19 protein-coding genes, 1 pseudogene and 1 other annotated feature are annotated in these 25,286 nt (G+C 71.8%); of the genes and pseudogenes, 6 read left to right on the top strand and 14 right to left on the bottom strand.

Translation table 11 applies throughout. The features are described 5' to 3' along the window. Positions 1-18: 18 nt before the first annotated feature. Together HF995_RS07215 and HF995_RS07210 are read right to left on the bottom strand one after the other, a co-directional pair. Positions 19-894 carry a hypothetical protein gene (locus HF995_RS07215; protein WP_168447149.1) on the bottom strand — a complete coding sequence of 292 codons (876 nt, stop codon included), beginning with the start codon at positions 892-894 and terminating at the stop codon, positions 19-21. Next, entirely contained in the window at positions 887-1,549 is a 663-nt protein-coding gene (locus tag HF995_RS07210) for a DUF6318 family protein (protein ID WP_168447148.1), read from the bottom strand. The genes HF995_RS07215 and HF995_RS07210 overlap by 8 nt, the downstream gene beginning before the upstream one ends. A gap of 123 nt (positions 1,550-1,672) precedes the next feature. On the opposite strand from HF995_RS07210, the gene HF995_RS07205 reads away from it, so the two are divergent. Beyond that, positions 1,673-2,527, top strand: a complete 855-nt coding sequence (locus HF995_RS07205; RefSeq protein WP_168447147.1) for a DUF3097 domain-containing protein — start codon at positions 1,673-1,675, stop codon at positions 2,525-2,527. A 66-nt stretch (positions 2,528-2,593) separates the two neighbouring features. Here HF995_RS07205 and HF995_RS07200 read toward each other — a convergent pair whose 3' ends face one another. The 4 genes from HF995_RS07200 to lepA all read right to left on the bottom strand — a co-directional run bounded on the left by HF995_RS07200 (position 2,594) and on the right by lepA (position 7,923). Next, positions 2,594-3,496 (bottom strand): DUF2189 domain-containing protein, encoded by a 903-nt coding sequence (locus tag HF995_RS07200; RefSeq protein ID WP_168447029.1) that lies wholly within the window; start codon positions 3,494-3,496, stop codon positions 2,594-2,596. A 197-nt stretch (positions 3,497-3,693) separates the two neighbouring features. Continuing rightward, a complete protein-coding gene (locus HF995_RS07195; protein WP_168447028.1) occupies positions 3,694-4,668 on the bottom strand; it encodes a hypothetical protein in 975 nt (324 codons plus the stop codon). Between the two features lie 88 nt (positions 4,669-4,756). Next, positions 4,757-6,031: a radical SAM family heme chaperone HemW gene (hemW, locus tag HF995_RS07190; protein WP_168447146.1), complete on the bottom strand. Its 1,275-nt coding sequence runs from the start codon at positions 6,029-6,031 to the stop codon at positions 4,757-4,759. Next, positions 6,028-7,923, bottom strand: a complete 1,896-nt coding sequence (gene lepA, locus HF995_RS07185) for a translation elongation factor 4 (protein WP_168447145.1) — start codon at positions 7,921-7,923, stop codon at positions 6,028-6,030. Before lepA ends, hemW begins: the two co-directional genes overlap by 4 nt. Before the next feature lie 90 nt (positions 7,924-8,013). Between lepA and HF995_RS07180 the strand changes: the two genes are divergently transcribed. Together HF995_RS07180 and rpsT are read left to right on the top strand one after the other, a co-directional pair. Next, positions 8,014-8,601 (top strand): type II toxin-antitoxin system PemK/MazF family toxin, encoded by a 588-nt coding sequence (locus HF995_RS07180; RefSeq protein ID WP_168447144.1) that lies wholly within the window; start codon positions 8,014-8,016, stop codon positions 8,599-8,601. A gap of 227 nt (positions 8,602-8,828) precedes the next feature. Continuing rightward, on the top strand, positions 8,829-9,089 hold the full coding sequence (gene rpsT, locus HF995_RS07175; RefSeq protein ID WP_168447143.1) for a 30S ribosomal protein S20: 261 nt from the start codon (positions 8,829-8,831) through the stop codon (positions 9,087-9,089). Positions 9,090-9,176: 87 nt separating this feature from the next. On the opposite strand, the gene holA is transcribed toward rpsT, so the two are convergent. The 4 genes from holA to HF995_RS07155 all read right to left on the bottom strand — a co-directional run bounded on the left by holA (position 9,177) and on the right by HF995_RS07155 (position 13,597). Beyond that, the gene (gene holA / locus HF995_RS07170) at positions 9,177-10,187 is read right to left on the bottom strand and encodes a DNA polymerase III subunit delta (RefSeq protein WP_168447142.1); all 1,011 of its coding nucleotides are present in this window, start codon (positions 10,185-10,187) and stop codon (positions 9,177-9,179) included. 19 nt (positions 10,188-10,206) lie between these two features. Then, the gene (locus tag HF995_RS14105; protein WP_168447141.1) at positions 10,207-11,796 is read right to left on the bottom strand and encodes a ComEC/Rec2 family competence protein; all 1,590 of its coding nucleotides are present in this window, start codon (positions 11,794-11,796) and stop codon (positions 10,207-10,209) included. Continuing rightward, entirely contained in the window at positions 11,793-12,623 is an 831-nt protein-coding gene (locus tag HF995_RS07160) for a ComEA family DNA-binding protein (protein WP_168447140.1), read from the bottom strand. Before HF995_RS07160 ends, HF995_RS14105 begins: the two co-directional genes overlap by 4 nt. 110 nt (positions 12,624-12,733) lie before the next feature. After that, positions 12,734-13,597: a DegV family protein gene (locus tag HF995_RS07155; protein WP_168447139.1), complete on the bottom strand. Its 864-nt coding sequence runs from the start codon at positions 13,595-13,597 to the stop codon at positions 12,734-12,736. A 55-nt stretch (positions 13,598-13,652) separates the two neighbouring features. On the opposite strand from HF995_RS07155, the gene HF995_RS07150 reads away from it, so the two are divergent. Further along, a complete protein-coding gene (locus HF995_RS07150; protein WP_168447138.1) occupies positions 13,653-15,497 on the top strand; it encodes a helicase HerA-like domain-containing protein in 1,845 nt (614 codons plus the stop codon). Positions 15,498-15,503: 6 nt separating this feature from the next. Here HF995_RS07150 and HF995_RS07145 read toward each other — a convergent pair whose 3' ends face one another. From HF995_RS07145 to leuS, 4 genes are read right to left on the bottom strand one after another with little or no spacing between them, the layout of a single operon-like run. Beyond that, on the bottom strand, positions 15,504-18,842 hold the full coding sequence (locus HF995_RS07145; protein ID WP_168447564.1) for an ATP-binding protein: 3,339 nt from the start codon (positions 18,840-18,842) through the stop codon (positions 15,504-15,506). A 5-nt stretch (positions 18,843-18,847) separates the two neighbouring features. After that, positions 18,848-19,663: a DUF4194 domain-containing protein gene (locus tag HF995_RS07140; protein ID WP_168447137.1), complete on the bottom strand. Its 816-nt coding sequence runs from the start codon at positions 19,661-19,663 to the stop codon at positions 18,848-18,850. Next, a complete protein-coding gene (locus tag HF995_RS07135; protein WP_168447136.1) occupies positions 19,660-21,189 on the bottom strand; it encodes a DUF3375 domain-containing protein in 1,530 nt (509 codons plus the stop codon). Before HF995_RS07135 ends, HF995_RS07140 begins: the two co-directional genes overlap by 4 nt. A 3-nt stretch (positions 21,190-21,192) precedes the next feature. Continuing rightward, positions 21,193-24,045 (bottom strand): leucine--tRNA ligase, encoded by a 2,853-nt coding sequence (leuS, locus tag HF995_RS07130; protein WP_286189439.1) that lies wholly within the window; start codon positions 24,043-24,045, stop codon positions 21,193-21,195. Between the two features lie 251 nt (positions 24,046-24,296). Between leuS and HF995_RS13855 the strand changes: the two are divergent. Continuing rightward, positions 24,297-24,794, top strand: a pseudogene (locus tag HF995_RS13855) (transposase); the annotation flags it as partial. Positions 24,795-24,844: 50 nt separating this feature from the next. Continuing rightward, positions 24,845-25,165, top strand: coding sequence for a transposase (locus HF995_RS13850; protein WP_286189391.1), 321 nt, complete (start codon positions 24,845-24,847; stop codon positions 25,163-25,165). Beyond that, positions 25,123-25,237, top strand: a sequence feature (AL1L pseudoknot). (Overlaps the previous gene by 43 nt.) The last annotated feature ends 49 nt before the right edge of the window (positions 25,238-25,286 follow it).

Below are 25,286 nucleotides of genomic sequence, written 5' to 3'. Positions count from 1 at the left end.
GTCGCACCGAGGGCCGGTTCAGTCCGCCAACGGGCCGGCGACGAGGCGCGTGCGGTACTCGCGCAGCTCAAGGGGCTCGTCGACGCTGGTCGTCGTCGCCATGCCGCTCACCGGCAGCCACGCCTGCGAACCCGCCAGGCGGTAGCGTCCGCTCCACGTCGTCGTCAGCCTGATCTGCACCGTCTCCAGACGTGTGTAGACGTGGCTCACAGACTTGTCGGGGTACGGCCCTCCCGTCTTGGTCGTGACCAGAGGCCGAGAGCCGTCCCCGAAGTCCCACGAGAACTGGACCGGGGTCATCTCGAGCTCGACCGCCTGCCCGAGGATCGTCAGGTCGAACACCTGCGGCACCGCGTCCGTCCACACGATCGTGTCCGTCTGCACGTAGGTCACTGCCGTGCCCGGGCTTCGCCCCAGCGGCGAACCCTTCAGCTCCAGCCGCTTGATCTCCCGCTCGACCTCCGCACCGACATCACCCTCGCCCGGGTCCCCGTCGCCCTCACAACCCGCATCCCGGTAGAGAGTCCACGGACCCCACGCCCCGGTTGTCGCGTCCCAGACGCTACGCAAGTACGGCACCCGGAACCGCTCGTCCTCCGCACAGCCAGCGGACTCCCCGATCGCCGCCGAGCACCAGAACGCCACACCAGGGTTCGCCGTCAGCTCAGCGAGCGAGCACTCCCCCGGATCCATCGCCCGCGTCCGCGCGACAGGATGCGGCTCTCGCCTGTCGCGGCGCTCGCCTTCCCTGACTCGCGTTCCTGAGGTGAGAACTCCATCGCCATCGGCGTCGGTCGTCACTCCCACGTCGCCGCTATTGCCAGAGATCGCGAGCGTGAAGAGAAGGCCGGCACTGCTGACTATCGTCGAAGCACGCGACGTCCAGTCAGGCATCATCATCGCGAACGGTCAGCACCTTCGTGAACTCCCATACGTCGCCAAGCTCAAGCACAATGTGCAGCCGCGCTTCCTGACCGTCGTGGACCTCGGGCTCGGCAACAGGCGTCCGCCGGACCAGTCCGCCGTTCTGCTTCAGTTCGACCTGAAACTCGAAGTAGAACGGTGTCGCCGTATCTGGAAGGTACTCAGCGCTCAAGATCTCGACAGCCAGCCCTGAGGCGGCCCCGCCGTCGGCGTGGAGCTTCTCGATCCGGTCCATCAGCTTCATGCAGTAGCCGCACGCGTTGCCACTGACGTCCTTGAGACCTTCGATGTCGCCCGTCGCATACGCGTACGGGTAGAGGTCGTAGAAGTACCTGATCGCCGACAGCGCCCCCTCGGGGGTCGGGTCATCGAGAGTGTCAGGTGCGACGGGCCTCGGCGGCGGCGGCGCGATCGTGGGACCCGGGACGGGCGCCTCCGACGGCGTCGGGTCCAGTGTCCCCGAAGGCGCTGGCGTCGGGGCGGACGAGACACCGCCAGCGGTGCTCGTACCGGCAGGCGGCTGAACCTCGGCCTGCGCCGTGCACCCCACCAGCAACAACACCACGGCAACCCACGCTGCGCTCGCCCGGACCCCGACCTTCACTCCCCGCACCCCCTGAGACATGACCGACAAACTAGGGCACCCACGCTCGCGGCGCGACCGATACAACAGGCCTGTGGACGGACGCCGCGATCAGCGTCACACACGCTTACCCAGCGATCTCCGGCCGCCAGCTAGGGTGGCCAGGTGCACGATCGCTATGGCTCTGACGTCCTGTCCGGCGGCTCGGACCACCACCCCCGGCGCCCCGTCTCCCGTCCCGTGCCCGCCGAGCGCGGGACCGTCGTCGAGGAGGTCATGACCGGCTGGGTCGGCGCCGTCGTCCGCGTCGAGAAGTCCGGCGGTCAGCACGTCGTCGAGCTTGAGGACCGCGCCGGCCGGACACGCACGTTCCCGCTCGGCCCAGGGTTCTGGATCGACGGCGAACCTGTCATCCTCACCGCGCCCGTCGGCCGCGCTACCGCCGCCCCGACGCGCACCGCGTCCGGGTCGACGGTCGTACGCGACGCACGCGCCCGCGTGGCTCGCGGCTCACGCATCTGGGTCGAGGGCAAGCACGACGCCGAGCTTGTCGAGCGCGTCTGGGGCGACGACCTGCGCGTCGAGGGTGTCGTCGTCGAGCTGCTCGAGGGAGTCGACAACCTCGCCGACGCGCTGCGTGAGTTCCGACCGACCCGAGAGAGACGCGTCGGCGTACTCGTCGACCACCTGCTGCCCGGGACGAAAGAGCGGCGGCTCGCCGACGAGGCGCTGCGCCTCGTTCCGAACGGCACCGTCAAGGTGCTGGGCCACCCGTTCGTCGACGTGTGGCAGGCCGTCCGGCCGGCGCGCATCGGTCTCGAGAAGTGGCCCATCATCGAGCGAGGCACCGAGTGGAAGACCGGGATCCTGCGCGAGCTCGGCTGGCCCCACGCAGATCAGGCGGATGTCGCGCAGGGCTGGAAGCGGATCCTCGGAACCGTGCGGTCCTACGCGGACCTCGAGCCCGCACTCCTCGGGCGCGTCGAGGAGCTCATCGACTTCGTCACCGAGCCGGTCTGATCCCCTGCACAGACATGCGAGAGGCCCGGCACACCCTTCGGTGTGCCGGGCCTCCTGCTGAGCGCGTCAGGCGGGCTGCTGGCCCACCACGCGGCGGTAGCAGTATGCGGTCGCGATCATCGCGACCGGCATCGACACGATGAGGCCGACCCCGCAGAGCGCGCTGCCGACAGAGTTGGCGACGTAGACGAGCAGCATGAGGAGCGCCACCTGACCGGCGTTCTTCAGTGCGACGTCGATGCTGGCCTTGATCGCGTCGACGGCACCGAGCCCCTTGTCGATCGCAAAATGGAGCGCGAAGATCCCGAAGAACCCGACGGCGAGCGGGCCGACGACGACGATCATGGACACCGCGGTGGCAACGCCGACCAGGAGTGCTGTCAGCAGAGCCTTCGAGAAGTTCGGGATCGAGAAGAAGTCACCGACCGTGATCGAGCGACCTGTCGTCGCGACGAGCCCGACGTTCGTCGCAGCCGCCTGGAAGAACACGCCGAGCAGCAGCGAGACGCCGAGGAAGAGAACCATGCTGCCGAAGCCGACCGCGAGGAAGCCCCCGTCAGAGTCGAGCGACGACGCCGCGGCGGCGCCACCGATGATGATGGCGTAGAAGATCCCGATCAGGATGCCGATACCGACCGCCCACGCGAGCGAGCCCAGGAGGATCGGGCCGATGTTCTTCGTGAACTTGTCCCAGCCGTACGAGAAAGCGGCCCCGACATCGATCGGGCTCTGCCCGGGCGCGCCCTGGTACGGCTGCTGGCCGTAGGGCTGCTGGCCGTAAGGCTGACCCGCAGGCGGCTGCTGGCCGTAGGGCTGCTGGCCGTAAGGCTGACCCACGGGCGGCTGCTGGCCGTAGGGCTGCTGACCCGGAGCGGGCTGCCCCGGCGGCGGCGTCGGCGCGCCGTACGGCGGCTGGCCGTCCGGACCGGGCACCTCGCCCGGGTACGGCGGGACGTTGCTGTCAGACATTGTTCGCTCCTCAGATCGGGGCCGGACACACCGGCGGGCGCCGGGACTCCGCGCGATACCGCACGTCATCGCCCCACAGCGTAGTGACGAAAGGCCCAAATACCCAGGGGACATGCACCCTCTGCCGACCTTCACCCGGGCGAAGGAGCAGGACGGGCGGCGGCACCAGGTGCCGCCGCCCGCTGGCGCGGTCGGCCTCAGCCGATCGGACGCCCCAGGATCCGCTGGAACCCGTACCCGCTGTACAGCGACGCGAGCGGGACCGCCACGAGCAGCCCGACGCAGCACGCGATGAAGCCGCCGAGGATCAGGAGGAACCCGCCGGCGAAGGTCGCAAGGGCTGCGCCCGGACGCTGGATGAAGAGCTGGACGCTCTCCTGGACAGGGCTGATGCCCCTGGCGCCGGGCTCGGCCGCGAACGCGCCGACGAAGATCGTCATCGCGGTCAGGGCGACACCCGCGAGCGGCCCGATGAACGGCGCGCGGTCGACCAGGATCGTCGCCGCCGCGATGACGAACGCAGAGATGATGGTCGCGTTCCCGTTGACCGTCGTGAAGAACGAGCTGAACGTCACCTGCTCACCGCGGACCTGACGCACGGCGTGCTGCGTCAGCTTGATCGTCAGGATCGCGACGACAAGCTGCGCGGCCAGGTCCCGCAGGAGGGCAGTCGCGGCCCACGACGGGCTCGGGAAGAGGTTGGCCGCACTGAACGACTCCCCGTTCACGTTCGCGTTCCAGTCCACCGGACCGCCGAGGAACGCCGAGGTCGCCAGGCTCACGACGGCGCAGATGGCCATCAGGCCCAGCCACATCCCCGCTCGCGCCCCGAACGCGCGCCACGCGACGGTGAAGCCCTCGCCGAACGAGAAGGGGCCGTGCGCAGGGACGCCGAGTGTGCCGCCGCCCGCGTTCGGGAACTGGCCGTAGGGCTGCTGACCGAACGGTGACTGCTGGCCATAAGGAGGCTGCTGACCGAATTGCTGACCGTAGGGAGGCTGCTGGCCATAGGGCTGACCGTACGGCGGCTGCGCGCCGGGCTGCTGGCCGAATGGAGGCTTCTGGCCGTAAGGCTGACCGTACGGCGGCTGCGCGCCAGGGTCCTGCGGCTGACCGCCCGAGCCGGGCACTCCGTCGGTGCCGTCCGGGTTAGGGGGAAAGTTCTCGCTCATCGTGTCTCCGCTGGTCGGTGCATGACGTCCGTCGGACCGTAGCAGCGTGAGAGCCCCGCCGCGCGACGCGACGCACCCCGTCCAGCCGTCAGTCGGTGAGGTCTCGTACGACGGCGTCCGCGAGGAGGCGGCCCTGTCGGGTCAGGAGCGCCCGCCCCCGGACCGCGGCCCGACCGTCCAGCAGGCCCGAGGCGACATGACCGGCCACAGCCCGCCGACCGGCGTCGGACAGGACGGACAGGTCGAGGCCCTCCGCGAGGCGGACGCCCAGCATCACCCGCTCGAGCGCAGCGGTCGACGCATCGATCGCCTCGCGCCCCGCCGCGGGGCTCTCCCCCCGCTCGAGCGACGCGGCGTACCGCCGCGGGTGCTTGACGTTCCACCAGCGCATCCCGTCGACGGACGTGCCGTCGTCGGCGGCGAGCGGTCCTCCCACGTACGAGTGCGCTCCAGGTCCCACTCCCCACCAGTCGTCGCCACGCCAGTACGCGAGGTTGTGGCGGCAGGCCGCGACAGAACCGTCGGGCCGGGTGCGCGCCCAGTTCGAGACCTCGTACCAGTGCAGGCCTGCGGCGCTGAGCAGGTCGTCGGCGAGCTCGTACTTCGCGGCCTGGTCGTCCTCGTCGGGCAGCGTCAGCTCGCCGCGACGTACCTGCACCGCCATCTTCGTGCCCTGCTCGACGACGAGAGCGTAGGCCGAGACGTGGTCGACGCCCGTCGCGAGCGCCGTCTCGACGCTCGTGCGCCAGTCGGCGAGCGACTCCCCCGGCGTCCCGTAAATGAGGTCGAGCGACACGTCGAGCCCAGCCGCGCGCGCCCACGCCACGACGTCGGGGATGCGGGCCGGGTCGTGCGTCCGCTCGAGCGTCGAGAGCACGTGCGGCACCGCCGACTGCATCCCGAACGAGACTCGCGTGAAGCCTGCCGCCGCGAGCGTCGCGAGGTACTCCGGGGTCACCGAGTCGGGGTTCGCCTCGGTCGTGACCTCGGCGCCCTCCTCGAGACCCCACGCGTCACGGATGCCGTCGAGCAGCCGGGCGAGGTCGCTCGCCGCAAGGATCGTCGGGGTGCCACCGCCGAAGAACACCGTCGAGACAGGACGACGCGGGAAGCCTGCGCGCTCGAGCACACCGCGCCCGAGCGTGATCTCGCGCAACGCCGTGTCAGCGTACGACTCCTGGCTCGCACCCCCGCCGAGCTCGGTCGCCGTGTACGTGTTGAAGTCGCAGTAGCCGCAACGGACGGTGCAGAACGGCACGTGCACGTACACACCGAACCTGCGGTCCGACGTCGTGCCGCCTGCCCAGCGGGGCAGAGCGCCGTCGAGCGGCGCCGGCTCCCCCTCCGGCAGGGCGGGCGTCACTTCTTGCCCTTGTCCTTCGGGTCAGCAGCGTCGGACGAGAGCGCGGCGATGAACGCCTCCTGGGGGACGTCCACGCGACCGATCGTCTTCATGCGCTTCTTGCCCTCCTTCTGCTTCTCGAGCAGCTTGCGCTTGCGGGAGATGTCACCGCCGTAGCACTTGGCCAGCACGTCCTTGCGGATCGCCCGGATCGTCTCGCGGGCGATGACGCGCGCGCCGACGGCTGCCTGGATGGGCACCTCGAACTGCTGCCTCGGGATGAGGTCCTTGAGCTTGCCCGTCATCATGACGCCGTAGGCGTAGGCCTTCTCCTTGTGCACGATCGCGCTGAACGCGTCGACCTGCTCGCCCTGCAGCAGGATGTCGACCTTCACCAGGTCGGCGGCCTGCTCACCGATCACGTCGTAGTCGAGCGACGCGTAGCCGCGGGTCTTCGACTTGAGCTGGTCGAAGAAGTCGAACACGATCTCCGCGAGCGGCAGGAAGTAGCGCAGCTCGACACGGTCCGCCGAGAGGTAGTCCATGCCCTGGAGGTCACCGCGCTTCGTCTGGCAGAGCTCCATGATCGCGCCGATGAACTCGCTCGGCGCCAGGATCGTCGCCTTGACGACCGGCTCACGGACCTCGCCGATCTTGCCGCCCGGGAACTCGCTCGGGTTCGTCACCGTGACGACGGACTTGTCCTCCATCGTCACCTCGTAGATGACGTTGGGGGCGGTCGAGATGAGGTCGAGGTCGAACTCGCGCTCGAGGCGCTCGCGCACGATCTCGAGGTGCAGCAGACCCAGGTAGCCAACGCGGAAGCCGAAACCGAGCGCGACCGACGTCTCCGGCTCGTAGACGAGCGCAGCGTCGTTGAGCTTGAGCTTGTCGAGCGCGTCCCGCAGCACCGGGTAGTCGGAGCCGTCGATCGGGTACAGCCCCGAGAAGACCATCGGCTTCGGGTCGCTGTAGCCGCCGAGCGCCTCGGACGCTGGCTTGCCCGCGTTCGTGACCGTGTCGCCGACCTTCGACTGCCGCACGTCCTTGACACCCGTGATGAGGTAGCCGACCTCGCCGACCCCGAGCCCCTGCGTGGGGTGCGGCTCGGGCGCCGAGACGCCGATCTCCAGCAGGTCGTGCGTCGCCTTCGTCGACATCATGACGATGCGCTCACGTGGGTTGAGCTTGCCGTCGACGACGCGGACGTACGTCACGACGCCGCGGTACGTGTCGTACACGGAGTCGAAGATCATCGCGCGTGCCGGGGCGTCCGGGTCGCCGACAGGCGCGGGGACGGTCTCGACGATGCGGTCGAGCAGCTCGGTGACGCCCACGCCCGTCTTGCCGGACACCTTGAGGACCGTCTCCGGGTCGACACCGACGAGGCCGGCGATCTCCTCCGCGTACTTCTCCGGCTGCGCGGCCGGGAGGTCGATCTTGTTGAGCACCGGGATGATCGCGAGCTCGTTCTCCATCGCGAGATAGAGGTTGGCGAGCGTCTGCGCCTCGATGCCCTGCGCGGCGTCGACGAGGAGCACCGCGCCCTCGCACGCGGCGAGAGACCGCGACACCTCGTAGGTGAAGTCGACGTGGCCCGGGGTGTCGATCATGTTGAGCGCGTACGGTGTCGAGACGCCGTCCGCGTCGCTGTGCGCCCACGGCATGCGCACCGCCTGCGACTTGATCGTGATGCCACGCTCGCGCTCGATGTCCATGCGGTCGAGGTACTGCGCACGCATCGCGCGCTGCTCGACGACGCCGGTGAGCTGGAGCATGCGGTCGGCGAGGGTCGACTTGCCGTGGTCGATGTGGGCGATGATGCAGAAGTTGCGCAGCAGCTCGGGCGCGGTGGCGGCGGGCTTGATGCGGGCCGTCTGGGCTGCTGTGGGAATCGGGGTCACGGGTCCCATTGTCCCATGACCGCCACGGCCGTCGAACTCGCCGTCCACACCCTCTCGCCCGCCCGTCGCGGGAACGCCGACCGCCGTATCCTGGCGCGCATGCCGACTCGTCCCTGGTCCGACCTCCTCGCAGGAGCCGCTCGCGCCGCCGCTGCTCTGCTCACGTCGTCGCGCAGCAGCGGGCGCACGACGACAGGGACCACCACCCGGTCTCCTCGTCCAGCACGCAAGGACCGTGCGACACCGCGTCCCGCGCCCTCGCGCTCCACGTCGACGCCGTCGGCCGGCCGCGACGTCTACCCCGGCGACTTCACAGGGCCGATCGACCCGGTCTATGCACCCGCGATCGACGGCGACGCCGACCCGGGCGAGATCGTGTGGACGTGGGTGCCCTACGAGGAGGACCACACGCAGGGCAAGGACCGTCCCGTGCTCGTCGTCGGGCACGACGGCCCGTGGCTCCTCGCCCTCATGCTCACGAGCAAGGACCACACGCGCGACGCCGCGTCCGAGGCGCAGCGAGGACGCCGCTGGCTCGACATCGGGTCAGGCCCCTGGGACACGCGCGGACGCGACTCGGAGGTGCGGCTCGACCGTGTGCTGCGGATCGACCCGGAGCAGGTCCGACGCGAGGGCGCGATCATGGACCGGGCGACGTTCTCCCTGGTCACCGCGCAGATCGGCTGACACAGAGGGCAACGCTCGGACGCGGCCGGCGGCGTGACGCCCGTCGCGTCGCAGAGGGTCGACCCGGTCCGGGGCGGCTGGTAGCATTGATCTCTGCGTGTCCGCCCAGGTCGGCGGGCACAGGTCCAGCGCCTCTCCACGGGTTCCCCACCCCAAGTCCCGGCGTTGGAGCAGTCCTCTACGACCTGTCAGCTCGCCTTCGGGCGAACACACCAGAAAGTCCATACGTGGCGAACATCAAGTCTCAGATCAAGCGCATCCGCACCAACGAGAAGGCGCGCCTGCGTAACAAGGCCGTGAAGACGGAGCTCAAGAGCAACGTCCGCAAGGTCCGCGAGGCCGTGGCCACCGGCGACAAGGACGCGGCGACCGCTGCGCTCCTGGTTGCGTCCAGGAAGCTGGACAAGGCCGTGTCGAAGGGCGTCATCCACGCCAACCAGGCTGCGAACCGCAAGTCCGCGCTGGCGAAGGCCGTCAACGGCCTGTGATGTGCCTCCCGGCCTCCACGCCGGGAACGTGAGTTGCTGAAGGCGCCGCCCCTCGGGGTCGGCGCCTTCGGCATGTCCGGGACGGGGTCAGTCCTGGGTCGCGGCACAGATGCGGAGCACGGCACGCTCGACCGCATAGACGGGGTCCCGGCCCGCGCCCTTGACCTCGGCATCCGCCTCGGCGACGGCCGTGATCGCCTGCGCCAGCCCCTCGGGCGTCCAGCGCTGCAGATCCTTGCGTGCCTTGTCGATCTGCCACGGAGCCATACCGAGCTGACCGGCGGTCGCTCCCCCGCGGCCGCGCATCGCAGCGACCTTCGCGAGGGCGCGGAGCTTCATCGCCAGGACGGCGACGATCGGCACGGGGTCGACACCGGTCGAGAGCGCGTGCCGGAGGAGCGCGACCGCCTCGGCGCGGTTCCCTGCGACGGCGGCATCAGCGACGCGGAAGCCGGTCGCCTCGACGCGCCCGCCGTAGTAGCGGCCGACCACACCCTCGGAGATCGTGCCGGTCGTGTCGGAGCAGAGCTGCGAGCATGCGGACGCGAGCTCCCGCAGGTCGGAGCCGAGAGCCTCGACGAGAGCACGGACCGCGCCGGCATCAGCACGGCGCCCGGCCGCGCGGAACTCGGCAGCGGCGAACGCGACCTTGTCGGCGTCCTTCTTGATCGGCTCGCACACAGCGACGGGAGCCCCAGACGCCTTGACCGCGTCGAGCAGCTTCTTGCCGCGCTGACCGCCGCGGTGCTCGACGACGAGGAAGACGTCCGGCGCAGGAGCGGCGAGATAGTCGAGCACGTCCTGCGTGAGGTCGTCGCTCATCGCCTCGGCGCCGCGCACGATCACGAGGCGCTCCTCCGCGAACAACGAGGGGCTCGTCTCGACTGCGAGCATCCCGCTCTGGTACGTGCTCGCCTCGACGTCGACCACCTCGACCTCGGGCATCGCCTCGCGGGCGAGGGCCGTGAGGCGCTGGACCGCGCGCTCGACGAGCAGCCCTTCGGCGCCGTGGACGAGCACGACGGGAGCGAGGCTCACGGTGTCCCAGGTCGCAGATCCAGCGGCAGGGCGGGAGGACGGACGAGCACGCGAGACCATGCTCCAAGAATCCCACGGATCACCGACACCGACGCACGGCCGAGCCGTCGCGACGGCTCCTGGCGACCGCGCGGTGACGCCGACGTCGCACCCGCGCGTCCTGCCAGAACCACCGGGCTGCCGGTATCGCGGCGACCGCCGCCCACGCCGTGAGGGTCGCGGCCGCGAGCAGCACCGCTCCAGGCACACCTTCAGGCCACGGCAGCGCGGCACCCGGCCAGCCTGCGAGCGTCGTGGACACCCACGCGATCCATCGGGCCGCCCAGCACGCGGGCAGCACGACGACGCCCGCGACCGCGGGCCACACCGTGCTCAGCAGCGCGGCGAGCACGCCGCTCACCGTCGCCGGCGCGACGACGGGCGCGACGACGACGTTCGCAAGGATCGCGTAGGTGGGCAGCGCGGGCGACAGGAGCACGACGACGGGCCCGCACGCGAGCTGCGCGACGGTCGGCACCGCGACGGCGAGCGCGAGCCAGGACGGCACACGACGTCGCTCGAGCACAGCGGCGAGCGGAGACGCGCCGAGCACGAGCGCCCCCGTCGCCACGACCGACAGCACGAAGCCGAACGAACGCGCGAGCCACGGGTCCACGACGAGCAGCACGACCACCGCACCGGCGAGCGCCGGGAGCGCACTCGCTGGCCGCCCGGCAGCGATCCCGAGGAGCGCGACGCCACCCATCGCGGCAGCCCGGAGCACCGAGGCGTCCGGCCGCACGAGGATGACGAACGCGGCCAGCGCGACGACGAGGACCGCGACCCTCGCGCGCGGCGGCACCTTGAGCGCGGCCAGCAGGACGAGGAGCGTCCCGATGACGATCACGACGTGCGCGCCCGAGACAGCCGTCAGGTGCGTCAGCCCCGTGGTGCGCATCGCAGCGTCGAGCTCGGGGGCGAGAGCGGCCCGGTCACCGACGGTCATGCCCCGCACGAGCCCGGCGACGTCGTCGTCCTGGTTCGCGACGGTCGCGGCGAGCCCGGCACGGACGTGCGCGGCAGCCCGGAACAGGGCGCCCGCAGGCGCGACGACGACGGGCTGCGCGGGCCGGGCGAGCTCGAAGCGCTCGGGACGAGAGCCGTCGGCGGGCCGCAACGTGCCCGACGTCGTGACGGTCGACCCGTACGCCACGTCCGCCCACGCACCGTTCCCGACGACCGACACCGGGAGCCGCACGTCCTGCGCGGTGCGGTGCGAGAGATCGGAGCCCGACTCGAGGCGCATGACGCGCAACGTCACTGCGCTGCGCGTCGGCGGGCCTTCCTCCCACGGGGCAGCCATCGGTCGTGGGTCCGACGTGACGACGGCGGTGAGCCAGACGGGAGCGCCGGCCCGGGCGGCGCCGTCCGCGAGGGACGAGGACGCTCGCGCGGTCGTGATCGCGGCTGAGGCCGCGACCGCCGCGACGACGGCGAGGGTCACCGCGGCGAGGGTGCCGAGCCTGCCGCGCCCAGCCCGCACGAGGACAGCCGCCAGGATCGTGCCGAGGACGAGAGCGCCCACCGCGGCGACGACCGCAGCTCGCGCACCCGCGGGGGCGAGCACCGCCGCGCAGCCCCACGCGGCGAGCGCGGCGGGCACGAGACGGACGTCGAGCCGCTTGCTCACCCCACCCGCACCAGGTCGCGCAGCCGGTCGAACGTCGCAGGCCCGATGCCGCTCACGTCCTGCAGCGCGTCGACCGAGGCGAAGGGCCCGTGCTGGTCGCGGTGGCTCACGATCCGTTCGGCGAGCACAGGACCCACCCCGGGGAGGGTCTCGAGCGTCGCGGCATCGGCGGTGTTGAGGTCGAGCGCGCCACCACCGGCACCACCCGTGCTGCCCGCGGGGTCGCCACCCGACGACTGCGGGTTCGTGAGCGCCACCTCCCCCGGCTTCGGGACCCGCACCTGCTCCCCGTCCGTGACGGGCGCGGCGAGGTTGAGGGCCGCGAGGTCTGCGGTGCGCTTCGCGCCGCCGGCAGCCTCGATCGCGTCGCCGACGCGCGAGCCGGGCGGCAGCCGGACGACGCCCGGCTCCCGCACCTCCCCGACGACGTGGACGAGGAGCGTAGGCGTGCCAGGCGCCTGCGTCCCCTCGCCTGCCTCGCCACCGGGCGTCGCGCCCTCGGACGACGTGCCGGGCGCTGCGCCGGCCGGCGCGCTCGCGCCGGGTGCTCCCGTCGTGAGACCCGCCGTGTCTGGGAGGACGACGACGTCGCCGGGGCCTCCCCGCCACAGCAGCACGCCGAGCACGGCCACGGCGAGCACCAGGACGACGGCGACGGCGGTCGCGGCGCGTCCCGAGACCTCCCACCGGACGGGACCTGACTCCCACGGCTCGTCCTCGACCTCCGGGGCCTCCGCTGTCCGGCGCACGCTCGGAGGCTCGACGTGCCCCCGCAGGCGAGCGCGCAGTGCGGTGACGTCGTCGGTCTCGGGCAGCGGCAGGGACATGACGCCACCGTCCTTCGCGGACGGCCGCCTCGTCAGGGCTCACGCGCGCAGCGTGCGACCCGCGTCGAGAACGCAACCCTGTGGGCAGCCGCGTGCCTGCCCGGGAGCTGTCAGCCCCGCGGGTCGGCGTCGGCCACGACGACCGCGAGGAGCCCGGGACCCACGTGCGCACCGAGGACCGCCCCGACAGGCGTCACCCGAGCCGCGACCCCGGTCGCTCCCGTGAGCTCGACCGCCAGCTCACCGGCGTCGTGCGGGGAGTCGAGGTGGTGCACCGTGACGACGGGCGACGAGCAGCCGCGCACCTGGCCACGTGCGATCTCCGCGAGCCGCTCGATCGCGGCGGCCCGCGTACGCACCTTCGCGAGCACCTCGACGCGACCGTCCACGACCGTCAGGAGCGGCTTCATCGCGAGCATCCCGCCGATCGCGCTCGCCGTCCGGCTCAGGCGCCCGCCGCGGCGCAGGTAGTCGAGGGAGTCGACGAGAAAGGTCGCGTCAGAGGCCTCGGCCGTCCGCCGCGCGCGCTCTGCGACGTCCTCCCCCGTCGCGCCGCCCGCCGCGGCGCGCGCCGCGACCTCCGCGGCCGTGCCGAGCGCACCGGCCACCGTGCGCGAGTCGACGACGTGCACCGGGACGCCGACCTCGCGCGCACCGAGCGCGGCGGCACCGACCGTCCCGGACAGCTCGCCCGACAGGTGCACCGACACGATCTCCTGCGCCCCCTCGCTCGCGAGCCGCGCGTACGCCTCGGCGAACATCGCGGGGGTGGGCTGCGACGTCGTCACACGCTCCGGGCCGGCGACGAGCGCCGCGACCTGCTCCGGCGCGAGATCGACACCCTCCAGGTAGACCGTGTCGCCCACGTGGACGTGCAACGGCACGACCGTCATCCGCAGGCGCTCGAGCGTCGCGGCAGGCAAGGACGCCGTCGAGTCGGTGACGACCCGCACGGCGTGGGAGAGGTGTGGCATCGCTCGCAGACTACGCCAACACGCCGCCGCAGCACGTGGGTCATAAGATGCCCGCATGAGCGACGACGCCCACGGTCCTGCCGACCTCGCGGCTCTGCGCGCCGCAGCCGCCCACGCTGCGGCAGAGGCCGCTGAGGCCCGCGCGGTCGCCGCGCAGGCCGCGCTCGAGGCGGCCGAGGCCGCCGCCACGCTTCCCCCGCCCGCCTCGCCCGCGCCTCCCGCCGCCGCGCCGAGCGCCCCCGCGCCTCCCGCTCCCGCGGCGCGCAACGAGCACGCCCAGCGTGTCGCGGACGGCTACACGTTCGCCGGCCCCATGCTCCGCCTCGGCGCGCTCCTCTCCACCGACGGCGGCGCCGAGGCGGTCCCGCTCCCCGACGTCCAGGTCGGCCTCCCGCTCGCGATGCTCAACCGGCACGGCCTCGTCGCTGGCGCGACCGGCACCGGCAAGACACGCACGCTCCAGCTCATGGCCGAGGAGCTCTCGACGCACGGCGTCCCCGTGTTCGTCGCGGACATCAAGGGCGACCTGTCCGGCATGGCTGTCCCGGGCGCTGGCGGCGAGAAGCTGCTCGCACGCACGGCGAGCCTCGGCCAGGACTGGACAGCGGCAAGCTTCCCGGTCGAGCCGTTCTCGCTCGGAGGCATGGGCGTCGGCACGCCGGTCCGCACCACCGTCACGGACTTCGGGCCGCTCCTGCTCGCGAAGGTCCTCGGGCTCAACGACACGCAGGAGTCGTGCCTCGGGCTGATCTTCCACTGGGCAGACACGCAGGGCCTCGCACTGCTCGACCTCAAGGACCTGAAGGCGACGATCTCGTACCTCACCTCACCCGAGGGCAAGGCCGAGCTCACGACGCTCGGCGGGGTCTCGGCAGCGACGGCGGGCGTGATCCTGCGGGAGATCGTCGCGCTGCAGGCGCAGGGCGCGGACGCGTTCTTCGGCGAGCCCGCCTTCGACACGGCCGACCTGCTGCGCACCGCGCCGGACGGGCGCGGGGTCGTCTCCGCGCTCCAGCTGCCCGCGGTGCAGGACCGTCCGCAGCTGTTCTCGACGTTCCTCATGTGGCTGCTCGCCGACCTGTTCGGCGAGCTTCCCGAGGTGGGCGACGTCGACAAGCCGCGCCTCGTGTTCTTCTTCGACGAGGCGCACCTGCTGTTCACGGGCGCCTCGAAGGACTTCCTCACGCAGGTCGTGCAGACAGTCCGACTCATCCGGTCCAAGGGCGTGGGCGTGTTCTTCGTGACGCAGAGCCCGAAGGACGTGCCAGCGGACGTGCTGGCGCAGCTCGGCAACCGGGTCCAGCACGCCCTGCGCGCGTTTACGCCCGACGACGCCGCGGCCCTGCGTGCAGCCGCGCGCACCTACCCGACGAGCGACTACGACCTCGAGCGCCTCCTGCAGGAGCTGGGCACGGGCGAGGCCGTCGTGACGGTGCTGAGCGAGAAGGGCGCACCGACGCCCGTCGCGTGGACGCGGCTGCGCGCGCCCCAGGGATCGATGGACCCGGCACCGGCCGCGACCCTCGACAGCCTCGTCGCGGCGTCGCCCCTCGCGCCGCGCTACGCGACCGCCGTCGACAACGAGTCCGCGTACGAGCTGCTCGCGCAGCGCGTCGCCGCGCAGGCGGCCGCTGCGGAGGCGCAGCGGCTGGCCGGGGAGCAGGCGAAGGCGGACGAGGCCGCCCGCGCTGCCGCCGAGAAGGAGGCGAAGAAGCAGGCCGCCGAGCTCGAGCGCATGCGCGCGAAGCTCGAGCGCGACGCCGCCCGCCCTGCCCCGCGGGCGCAGAGACGGTCACGCAGCAGCGGTGCGAGCGGCGGGCTCGACGCGCTCCTCCGCTCAGCCGGGACACAGCTCGGTCGCGAGATCACGCGCACGATCTTCGGCACGCGCAAGCGCTGAGACAGGTCAGGACGCCGCGACCCACTGCACGCGCGAGCGCCCGACCTCGTCCTTGACCGCCTGCAGCACCAGGTCCACGTGCGGCTCGAGCGCCGACACCTTGTCGAGCGGCGCACCGATGATCAGCTGGAACCCGAGCCCCCGCCACGCACCGACCGCCCGCCCGGCGAACCGCGAGTCCGCCTTGATGAACGCCTCGTCGAGGAACACAGGCGCGTACCGCGGCCGCTCGGCGTCCGCGTCGCCGAGCTGGTAGCGCAGCGCCGCGCCGACGATGAACGCGATGAGCTCCTGCGACTCGCCGCCAGACTTCCCCGCGATGTGGTCATAGACGCTCACGTGGTTGCCCTCGAGGTCGACGCACTCCGCACTGATCCGCACGTGCTCGCGCACGTCCACGAGCCGGCGGCGCTCCGGGCTGTCCGGCCGGATGCGGGCGAGGAGCTTCGCCATCCGCGCGTAGCGCCGCTCGCGCTCGACGGGCGTCGCGTCGTCGGGCACGTCCTTCGCGAGGGCCCGCAGCTCGCGACGGAACGTCGTGATGTCGTGCGCCTCCGTGACGGTCGCGGTGATGCGCAGGCGGTGCGCGTCGTCGTGGAAGGGCAGGACCGAGAGGATCTCGTTGACGGGTTCCATGCGCGCGCGGATGTCCGCGACCGCCTGCTCGATCGCCGTGTCGAGCATGGTCAGGTCGCGGCCCGAGAGGCGTGAGATCGCACGGCTCCACCGCTCGCGCAGCGAGTACATGCGCTGATGCTCGATCTCGCCGAGGATCCGCCTGAAGTCGTCGTAGGAGTCGTCGGGGTCCGTGCCGAGGTTCGGGTTGGGCCACATCTCGACGAAGCGCTCGAACGTCCGCGCGAGCGTGTCCTGCGCGGACTGCAGGTCGTGCGCAGCGAGCTCGTGCGCGTGCACGAGATCGGCCCGCATGGCCGCGACCGCGCTCGTGAACGCCCGGAGGTCGCCCCCGTCCCAGCCCGACGCCGCGAGGCGGTCGTCGAGCAGCGTCACCTGGACGTCGGTCGCCGCGACGCCCGCGTCCTCGAGCTCGGCGAGACCGTCGGAGAGCTCGTCGACCTCGTCGGTGAGCGTCCCCCACGCAGTCTCGAGGCGCTCCATCTCGACCGCGGCGCGCGACGACTGCGTGCGCAGGTCCTTGAGCCTCGCGGCGAGACGCTGCTCGTCCTCGCGCAGAGCGCGCAGCACGTCGCTGCCCGCGGCGAGCTCGTCGAACCGTTCGCGACGCTCGGCGACGCGGCGCGTCGCGCCGCGCACGTCGATCTCGTCCCACGCGAACCCGCCGATGGCCTGGTAGGCGGCGAACTGGTCGGTGAACGCGCGGGCTGCAGCCTCGGCGTCCTCGACGTCCCGGCGACGCTCGGCGACCGCGACGGTCGCCTCGCGGCGCTCCTCGTCGATCTGCGCGAGGCGCCGCTCGTTGGAGAACCCGAGGACGCTCGGCCGGCCGCGCCCACCGTGCGCTCCCCTGCTGCCGTCGTTCGTCTGGCCCGTGCGCGTGAGCGCCTTCGCGTGCTTGCCGAGGTCGGCGGGGTCGTCGACGCACACGTACGCGAACTGCCGGGCGAGGCGGTCGGTGAGCCAGCCTGTGAACGGGCCGTGCTTGACGTCGAGACGCCCGTCGAGCCGGGAACGGTCGGCCTGCTCGACGACGGGCAGGCCCGTCCGTACGCCCTCGAACCGGAGGCGACGGCGCAGGTCCACGTCGTTGATCGCACGGCGGAACGCGGTGAGGTGGTCGGCGTCGACGAGGAGCGTCGTCGCGAAGCCCCCGAGCGCGAGGCCGATCGCCTCGCGCCACGGCTCGTGCTCGGCACGGACGTCGAGCAGCTCCGCGACGAACGGGAGCTCGTCGGGCGTCAGTCCGGCCGCCTGAGCGAGCAGGCACCGCGCCTGGTGGTCCTCGGCCGCGACGTTGCCACGGCGCACCGCGAGGGACGCCTTCTCACGGTCGAGCGTCTCGAGGCCGCGCACAGCCTCAGCCTGCGCGGCACGCGCCTCGTAGACCGCGTCGGCGAGCTCACGCTCACGCGCGTCACGCGAGTCGACGAACGCGGCCGCGGTGCGTCGCAGCGCCTCGAACTCGCTCTTCGACGTGACGGGCACGCCGACGACGGCGCGGTGCTGCTCGAAGCGCGCGTGGCGGACCTCGGTGTCGCCGAGGGCATCCTCGAGCGCCGCGATCTCGCGTTCGAGGCGAGCGATCTCGTCGCCGCCGTTGCGACGCTGGTTGTCCTTGACCTCCTCGTGCTCACGCTCGGTCACGAGGATCTGCGCGTCGAGCCCGACCTTGCGCTCCTCGGCCTGCGCGTGGGCGCGCCGGTTGGCGACCTCCTGGGCGCGGGCGAGCTCGAGGCGCCGTGAGTCGTGCCAGTGCGCGAACGGCGTCGTGCGCTCGGACGCGCGCTCGACGCCGAGCGTCGAGACGACCTCGAGCTGCTCGCGAGCCGCCTCGACGCGCTGGCGCAGCCCCACGATCGGCGAGAGGACCTCGAGCTGCCGCTGCGCGGTCAGCATCTCCTCGCGGACCTCGCTCAGCTCGTCGAAGTGGTCGATCGCCTCCTGCGCCTTCGCGAGCGTCTCCGGCTCTTCGAGGACCATCGACTTGTAGAGCGCGTCGACGGTCGTGATCTGCTGCCCGGCCTGGATGCGGGCGAGCAGGCCCATGGCCTTCGCCCCGTCGCCTGCGGCGCCGATGCCGAGGGTCGCGTGCAGGCGCGTCGTGAACGCGATGTCCGTGTCGTGCAACGCGAGGCCGAGCCGCTCCTGGAGCGGGCCGCGCGGGAAGCGCCCGGTCGCGAACGGCTCGAGCGAACGCAGGTCGAACGCCGAGTCCGTCGTCGCGCGCACGAGCGTGCACTCGTCGTTGCGGGTCGCGGCGGCGGGGACGTAGTAGGCGCGGACCGCGGTGAACGTCTGCCCGACCTGGTCGGCCCACGTCATCGCGATCGCGGACCACGTGTCGGTGCCGTCCCCGCGCAGGACCGCGTCGCGCGACGAGCTCGTGCCCGCGACACGGGCCTCGTCGAGCTTGCCGCGTGCGTACGAGAGCACGTTGCGCTGCTCGCGGCCGCGCGCCCGGCCCGACGCCGCGCCGTTGGACGCACCGTTGAACGGGGTCGTGTGGCTCATCGTCAGCGCGATGTACGCGTCGAGGAGCGTCGACTTGCCGGTGCCCGACCCGCCCGACAGGAGCGTGGCGGTCGAGGCGAACGCGACCTCGTGGAAGCCGTGGTAGCCGCCCCAGTTGATGAGCTGCATCGAGCGCGCGACCCACTGCTGGCCCGTCGACGCGGTCGGGATCAGCCCGAACAGGGACTGGCTCATGGTCGTCACAGCAGCGCCTCCTCGGCGTCGTCGTGCGGGGCGTCCGCGGTGCGCGGCGCGGCCTCGTCGGTCGCGTCGTCCTCGGGCGCGACGTCGTCGAGAGGTTCGTCGTCGGCGTCGCCCTCGTCGAGGGCGCTGTCCAGGTGAGCGGCCCCGTCGGCGTCCGCGCCACCAGGGTTCCGCAGCCACCGCGCGAGCTCGTGGAGGCGGTCCACCGGGAGCAGCACCTCGATCACGGGCAGGATGCGGTAGCGCCCTTCGCCGACCTCGTCGAGGACGTGCTCGCGCACGAGCGTCGCGATCGCGTTGTCCGCCTCGCGGCGGCGCGCAGCAAGGTTCGTCTCGTCCCGCGCGAGGTAGCTCAGCGCGTACTCGACCAGTTCCTCGGCATCGATGAACGCGACCCGCTCGCCCGCACCCTGCTGCTGACGGAACGCGTTGCGCAGGTGCACCATCATGAGCGTCTCGACGCGCTTGTACGGCTCGTCCTTGAGCAGGATCGGCACGGCGAGCCCGTCCTCGCGGACCTGCGTCTTGTACGCCAGCTCGTAGTCACGGTCGACGACGAGCTGCAGGAACAGGTCGTGGCAGCGGCTCTCGAGGACGTCCTGGTGGGCGAGCAGCGCACGCCACTCCCCCGGGTTGTCCGCCGCGGAGAGGTAGCGCGAGCGCAGGAGCAGCGCGAAGGCGCGCCGCGCCTCGTACGGGAGCTGGCCCTTGTCGCCGTCGAACAGGACGGCCGAGTCCTCCTCCATGGCGACCGTGTCGACGAACGCGCCGGGGCCCGGCGAGAAGGGCACCGTGGTCAGGTCCTCGGTCATGGTCGTCCTCCGGTGTCGGGCGGGGCAGGGGTCAGGTTCTCGTCGCTGGGGGTCGGTCGCAACGGCACGCGCGGCACGACAAACGTGCGCTGCGTGCCGTCCGGCCTGCGGGCCACGACGCTCTCGACTGGTACCTCGGCGGCCGCGGTCGTCGGCGTCGCGTCGGCGAGCTCGAGGTAGCCGAGCAGGTCGACCGGGCGGCGCAGCTCTTCCGTGCCCGCCGCGAACGCCTCGGCTACGGAGACGTCCGTGCCGGCGGCGAGCAGCGCGCGCACGTGCGCGTCGATGTCGGCGTGCCGTGGGCCGCCCATCGAGCGGATCTGCGCGAGCTCGGCCTCGTCGAGCCCGGGCTCGTCGTCGGCCCAGTCGTCGAGGACCGGGGGCGGCGACTCGGGCCGCAGGTCGTGCAGCGAGTCGCGCAGCCTTCCGAGGTGGGCGCGGCCGAGCCACGTGAGCGGCTCGACGCGGGCACCGCGCGCCGTCTGCGGGAACCACTCCGACAGCGCGGAGACGACGTCACGGATCGCGTGGTCGAGCTCGCGGTCGCGCAGCGGGTTGTGCGAGCGGATCTGCGCGGTGAGCGTCCGCGACGCGCGCGCCTGCTCGGCGAGCACGACCTCGATCGACGAGACGATCTGGTGCCGGATGCCGCGCAGAGCGGTGCGCTGGCTGCGCGTGAGCCGGTCGGCGAAGCGGTGCTGGAGGATCGCCGCGAGGTCGGCGTCGAGCCGCGCGAGCAGCCCCGGGTCACCGAGCAGCTCGAGCGCACCGAGGAACGCACGCCCCTCGGGCGTGTTCTCCATGAGGTTCTCGGACGCGGTCAGGTACTCCTCGAGGATCTCGCCCGTAGGCCGGTCGTCCTCGCGGAGCTGCTGGATGATCGTGCGCTGCAGCTCCTTGATCGACTCCGCGACGCGCGTGAAGTCGGTCGGCAGCTCGCGCATGAGCAGCAGGAGGTGGTCGTGCTGCTCCTCCATGCGGGCGTCGGGCACGGGCTCGACAGCGCCGCCGCGGGCGAGCCGGTCGCGCTCGGCGCTCAGCCGGGCGATCTGCTCGTCGAGCGACGCGATCCGTGCGTCGCGGTCGGGGTTGGCGTCCTGCGCGAAGTGGTCGACGGCGTCGAGCAGCGCGCGGATGCGCGACTCCGAGACGAGGGAACGGGCACCGCCGGCGCGTGCGACGAAGTCGAGCGCCTCCTGAGCGTGCGAGGTGAGCTGGTACTCCTCCTCGTCCGCGTCGTTGACGTTCTTGATGAGCCACCGCTCGCGGACCCAGCGCGCGCACAGGACGCGCGCCGGGTCGTCCGGCACGTCAGGGGTGCCGGCGCGCGTGAGCTCGGCGAGCAGGTCGGAGACCTCGAGGTGCAGCTGCTCGACGCCGATCGACTGCCGCCCTTGGAACGCGGACGCGAAGACGGCGACGACGAGCGGCGCGCTCTGCTTGTGCAGGAGCGTGAGCGTCGGGCGCTCGAAGGCGCGTTGCGCACCGGCGAGCGCACCGCCGATCGCGGTGTGCGGGATCTCCACCCGTCAGATGACGACGTTGACGAGCTTCGGCGCCTTGACGATGACCTTCCGCACGGGACGGCCGTCGAGGAAGCGCACGAGCGCGGGCTCGGCGAGGGCGGCGGCCTCGAGGTCGGCGTCGCTGATCGACGGCGACACCTCGAGACGTGCGCGGACCTTGCCCTGGACCTGGACGACGCACGTCACGGTGTCCTCGACGAGGTACGCCTCGTCGGCGACCGGGAAGGGCTCGTAGGCGAGCGACTCGGTGTGGCCGAGGCGCTCCCACAGCTCTTCGGCGATGTGCGGCGCGACGGGCGCGGTCATGAGCACGATCGCCTCGGCTGCGACGCGCGGGACGGCGGGCAGACTCGTGAGGTGGTTGTTGAGCGTGATGAGCTTGGCGATCGCGGTGTTGGGGCGCATCGCCTCCATCTCGGCGCGCACGTCCGCGATCGCGCGGTGCAGCACGCGCAGCGTCGCGGTGTCGGGCTCGTCGTCTGTCACGGTCACGGCGCCGTTCGTCTCGTCGACGACGTTGCGCCACAGCCGCTGCAGGAAGCGCTGCGAGCCGACGACGGCGCGCGTCTCCCACGGGCGCGACAGGTCGAGCGGACCCATCGACATCTCGTAGACCCGGAAGGTGTCGGCGCCGTACGCGTCGTACATCTCGTCGGGCGTGACGACGTTCTTGAGGGACTTGCCCATCTTGCCGTACTCGCGCTGCACGACCTCGCCGTGGTAGCGGTACTCGGTCTCGCCGTCGGCGCCCGTCGTCTCCGTGACCTCCGCAGCGGGGACGTAGGCGCCGCGCGCGTCCGTGTAGGCGTACGCCTGGACGTAGCCCTGGTTGAAGAGCTTGTGGAACGGCTCCGCACCCGAGACGTGCCCGAGGTCGAAGAGGACCTTGTGCCAGAAGCGTGCGTAGAGCAGGTGCAGCACGGCGTGCTCGACGCCGCCGACGTACAGGTCGACGCCGCCCGCGGCGCCGGCGGTCGCGTTGTGGTCGGGGCCGAGCCAGTACTTCTCGAGCTCGGCGGACACCGCCGCGTCGGCGTTGGTCGGGTCGAGGTAGCGCAGGTAGTACCAGCACGAACCGGCCCAGTTGGGCATCGTGTTCGTGTCGCGGCGGTACTCGCGCGGGCCGTCGCCGAGGTCGAGGGTGACGGTGACCCAGTCCTCGTTGCGGCCGAGCGGGGGCTCGGGCGACGACTGGGCGTCCTGCGGGTCGTACGTGCGCGGCGAGTAGTCGGGCACGTCGGGCAGGTCGACGGGCAGGGCGGAGTCCGGGATCGCGATGGGCAGGTCGTTTTCGTCGTACACGATCGGGAACGGCTCGCCCCAGTAGCGCTGACGGCTGAACAGCCAGTCGCGCAGACGGTACGTGATGGTGCCCTCGCCGATGCCGCGCTCCTCGAGCCACGCGATCATCGCGGCCTTGGCCTCGGGGACGGACAGGCCGTCGAGCGAGATCGAGTCGTTCGACGAGTTGATGATCGCGCCGTCTCCCGTGCGCGCGCCGTCCGGCGTGCCCTCGGGCGCGTCGACGGTGTAGACGACGGGCACGTCGAAGGCCTGGGCGAACGCGTAGTCGCGCTCGTCGCCGCCCGGGACGGCCATGATCGCGCCGGTGCCGTAGCCCATGAGGACGTAGTCGGCGGTGAAGACGGGGAGCAGCTCACCGTTGACGGGGTTGGTCGCGAGGTGGCCGGTGAACACGCCCGTCTTGCGGCCGGCGTCGGCCTGACGCTCGACGGCGGTCTTCGCAGCAGCCTCGGCGCGGTACGCGGCGACGGCCTCGGCGGGGCTCGCGTGCCCGCCGGTCCAGACGTCGCGCGTGCCGTCGGGCCATGCTGCGGGGACCTCATCGAGGACCGGGTGCTCAGGGGCGACGACCATGAAGGTCGCGCCGAAGAGGGTGTCGGGGCGTGTCGTGAAGACCTCGACCTCGGTGCCGCCCTGCACGGCGAACGTGACCTTGGCCCCCTGGGAGCGGCCGATCCAGTTGCGCTGCATCGCCTTGACCTTGTCGGGCCAGTCGATGTCCTCGAGGTCGTCTGCCAGGCGGTCGGCGTACGCGGTGATGCGCATGTTCCACTGGCGCAGGCTGCGCTGGAACACGGGGAAGTTGCCGCGCTCGGAGCGGCCGTCGGCCGTGACCTCCTCGTTCGCGAGGACCGTGCCGAGGCCCGGGCACCAGTTCACGGGCGACTCGGAGACGTAGGCGAGCCGGTAGGAGTCGACGAGGCGGCGCCGCGCGACGGCGTCCATGTCGGCCCACGGCGTGCCGTCGGGCGTCGGGCGGGTGCCGTCCGCGAGCTCGGCCTCGAGCTCGGAGATCGGGCGGGCCATGCCCGTGCCGCCGTCGGGCCGGACGGCCGACTCGTCGTACCAGGAGCTGAAGATCTGCAGGAAGATCCACTGCGTCCAGCGCACGTACTCGCTGTCCGTCGTCGCGAACGAGCGACGCTCGTCGTGGGCGAGGCCGAGGCGACGCAGCTGGCGCTGCATGTTCGCGATGTTCTGGTCGGTCGTGATGCGAGGGTGCTGACCCGTCTGGACCGCGTACTGCTCGGCGGGCAGGCCGAACGCGTCGAAGCCGAGCGCGTGCAGCACGTTGTCGCCGCACATGCGGCGGAAGCGCCCGACGACGTCGGTCGCGATGTAGCCGAGCGGGTGGCCGACGTGCAGGCCCGCACCCGAGGGGTACGGGAACATGTCCATGACGAAGAAGCTCGACGACGACGGGTCTGCGTGGCGGCCCTTGCCGTCCGTGAGCGCCCCGCTCGGGTTCGCGGCCCAGAACGTGCCGCGCTCAGCCCAGCGGTCCTGCCAGCGCAGCTCGATTTCCTCGGCGAGCTGCGGCGTGTAGCGCAGTCGCGGCTCCTCCGTGGACGTAGCGCCGGAGCGCGCGGGAGCAGGCTGGTTCGGGACGCTGGGGTTGTCAGTCACTCTCGCGAGTTTACCGGCCCGCGGGGAGCGGGCGGTCATCGCGTCGCCTGCACGACTTCACGGCACCACGACAACGATCCCTGCGAACCAAGCGGATTCAACCTGTCGTCGTAACACCTTGAGCTCGGAGGTGTTCAGGGATGGCGACGGCGGTGTGGAGTAAGAAGACCAGCGAGATGCCCGAAGGGCTTCGCCGACAGTGGCGTGCCGATCGAGCCCTCAGGCCGGCGATGCGCTCGCCCGGTCGCCCGGAGCCATCGCGAGCTGTACGGCGGGAGTTCTGGCGGCTGATCGCAACGGGCATCACCTCAGCCGAGGCGGCGCTGACAGTGGGCGTATCTGTGCCGGTCGGGACCCTCTGGTTTCGCCACGCTGGCGGCATGCCACCGATCTCGCTCGCCGAGCCCAGCGGCCGTTACCTGACCTTCGAGGAACGCGAGGAGATCGCGCTGCTCAAGGTCCAGGGCAAGGGCGTGCGTGAGATCGCCCGCACTATCGGGCGTGACTCTGGAACGATCTCTCGAGAACTGCGTCGCAACGCCGCCACTCGTAGTGGGAAGCAGGGGTACCGCGCGGTGGTCGCGCAGTGGAAGGCACAGCAGGCCGCCAAGCGGCCCAGGACCGCGAAGCTTGTCGAAAACCCAAGGCTGCGGGAGTACGTCCAGGAGCGGCTTGAACCGCCCCGGGTTTCGTAGAGGCTCTCAATCCACGGAGGATGAGAGTCATGGCAGCACCCAGGAAGTACCCCGATGAACTTCGCGAGCGTGCGGTCCGGCTCGTGCTCGAGGCGAAGAAGGATCCAGGCTCGGCGGCTGGCGCGTGTCGGCGTATCGGTGACCAGCTCGGTATCAACCCCGAGACGTTGCGCGGCTGGGTTCAGCGGACTGAGATCGACGCCGGCACCCGCCCGGGGACCACGACCGCCGACGCCGAACGCTTGGCGGAGCTCGAGCGGGAGAACCGCGAGCTGCGCCGAGCGAATGCGATCCTGCGCAGTGCGTCGGCTTTCTTCGCGGCGGAGCTCGACCGCCCGTCAGTCAGGTAGTGGAGTACATCGATCAGAACCGTGGGGAGTTTGCCGGTTGTGCCGATCTGCCGTGAGCTGCAGGTCGCCCCGAGCACCTACTACGCCGCCAAGGCCCGCCCGCCCTCGGCGAGGGCCGTCG

The sequence above is a fragment of the Sanguibacter hominis ATCC BAA-789 genome, from assembly GCF_012396185.1.
GTDB classification, from domain to species: Bacteria; Actinomycetota; Actinomycetes; order Actinomycetales; family Cellulomonadaceae; genus Flavimobilis; species Flavimobilis hominis.
This window is presented reverse-complemented; position numbering and strand designations above follow the sequence as displayed.

What these genes read in the sequence shown, in the direction of transcription:
- HF995_RS07210 (WP_168447148.1), bottom strand. Translation starts at nt 1,549, where the DNA reads ATGTCTCAGGGGGTGCGGGGAGTGAAGGTCGGGGTCCGGGCGAGCGCA.
- HF995_RS07160 (WP_168447140.1), bottom strand. Translation starts at nt 12,623, where the DNA reads ATGTCCCTGCCGCTGCCCGAGACCGACGACGTCACCGCACTGCGCGCT.
- HF995_RS07200 (WP_168447029.1), bottom strand. Translation starts at nt 3,496, where the DNA reads ATGTCTGACAGCAACGTCCCGCCGTACCCGGGCGAGGTGCCCGGTCCG.
- holA (WP_168447142.1), bottom strand. Translation starts at nt 10,187, where the DNA reads ATGGTCTCGCGTGCTCGTCCGTCCTCCCGCCCTGCCGCTGGATCTGCG.
- HF995_RS07195 (WP_168447028.1), bottom strand. Translation starts at nt 4,668, where the DNA reads ATGAGCGAGAACTTTCCCCCTAACCCGGACGGCACCGACGGAGTGCCC.
- HF995_RS07180 (WP_168447144.1), top strand. Translation starts at nt 8,014, where the DNA reads ATGCCGACTCGTCCCTGGTCCGACCTCCTCGCAGGAGCCGCTCGCGCC.
- HF995_RS07215 (WP_168447149.1), bottom strand. Translation starts at nt 894, where the DNA reads ATGCCTGACTGGACGTCGCGTGCTTCGACGATAGTCAGCAGTGCCGGC.
- HF995_RS07145 (WP_168447564.1), bottom strand. Translation starts at nt 18,842, where the DNA reads ATGAGCCAGTCCCTGTTCGGGCTGATCCCGACCGCGTCGACGGGCCAG.
- HF995_RS07150 (WP_168447138.1), top strand. Translation starts at nt 13,653, where the DNA reads ATGAGCGACGACGCCCACGGTCCTGCCGACCTCGCGGCTCTGCGCGCC.
- HF995_RS13850 (WP_286189391.1), top strand. Translation starts at nt 24,845, where the DNA reads ATGGCAGCACCCAGGAAGTACCCCGATGAACTTCGCGAGCGTGCGGTC.
- HF995_RS07140 (WP_168447137.1), bottom strand. Translation starts at nt 19,663, where the DNA reads ATGACCGAGGACCTGACCACGGTGCCCTTCTCGCCGGGCCCCGGCGCG.
- lepA (WP_168447145.1), bottom strand. Translation starts at nt 7,923, where the DNA reads ATGGGACCCGTGACCCCGATTCCCACAGCAGCCCAGACGGCCCGCATC.
- HF995_RS07155 (WP_168447139.1), bottom strand. Translation starts at nt 13,597, where the DNA reads ATGCCACACCTCTCCCACGCCGTGCGGGTCGTCACCGACTCGACGGCG.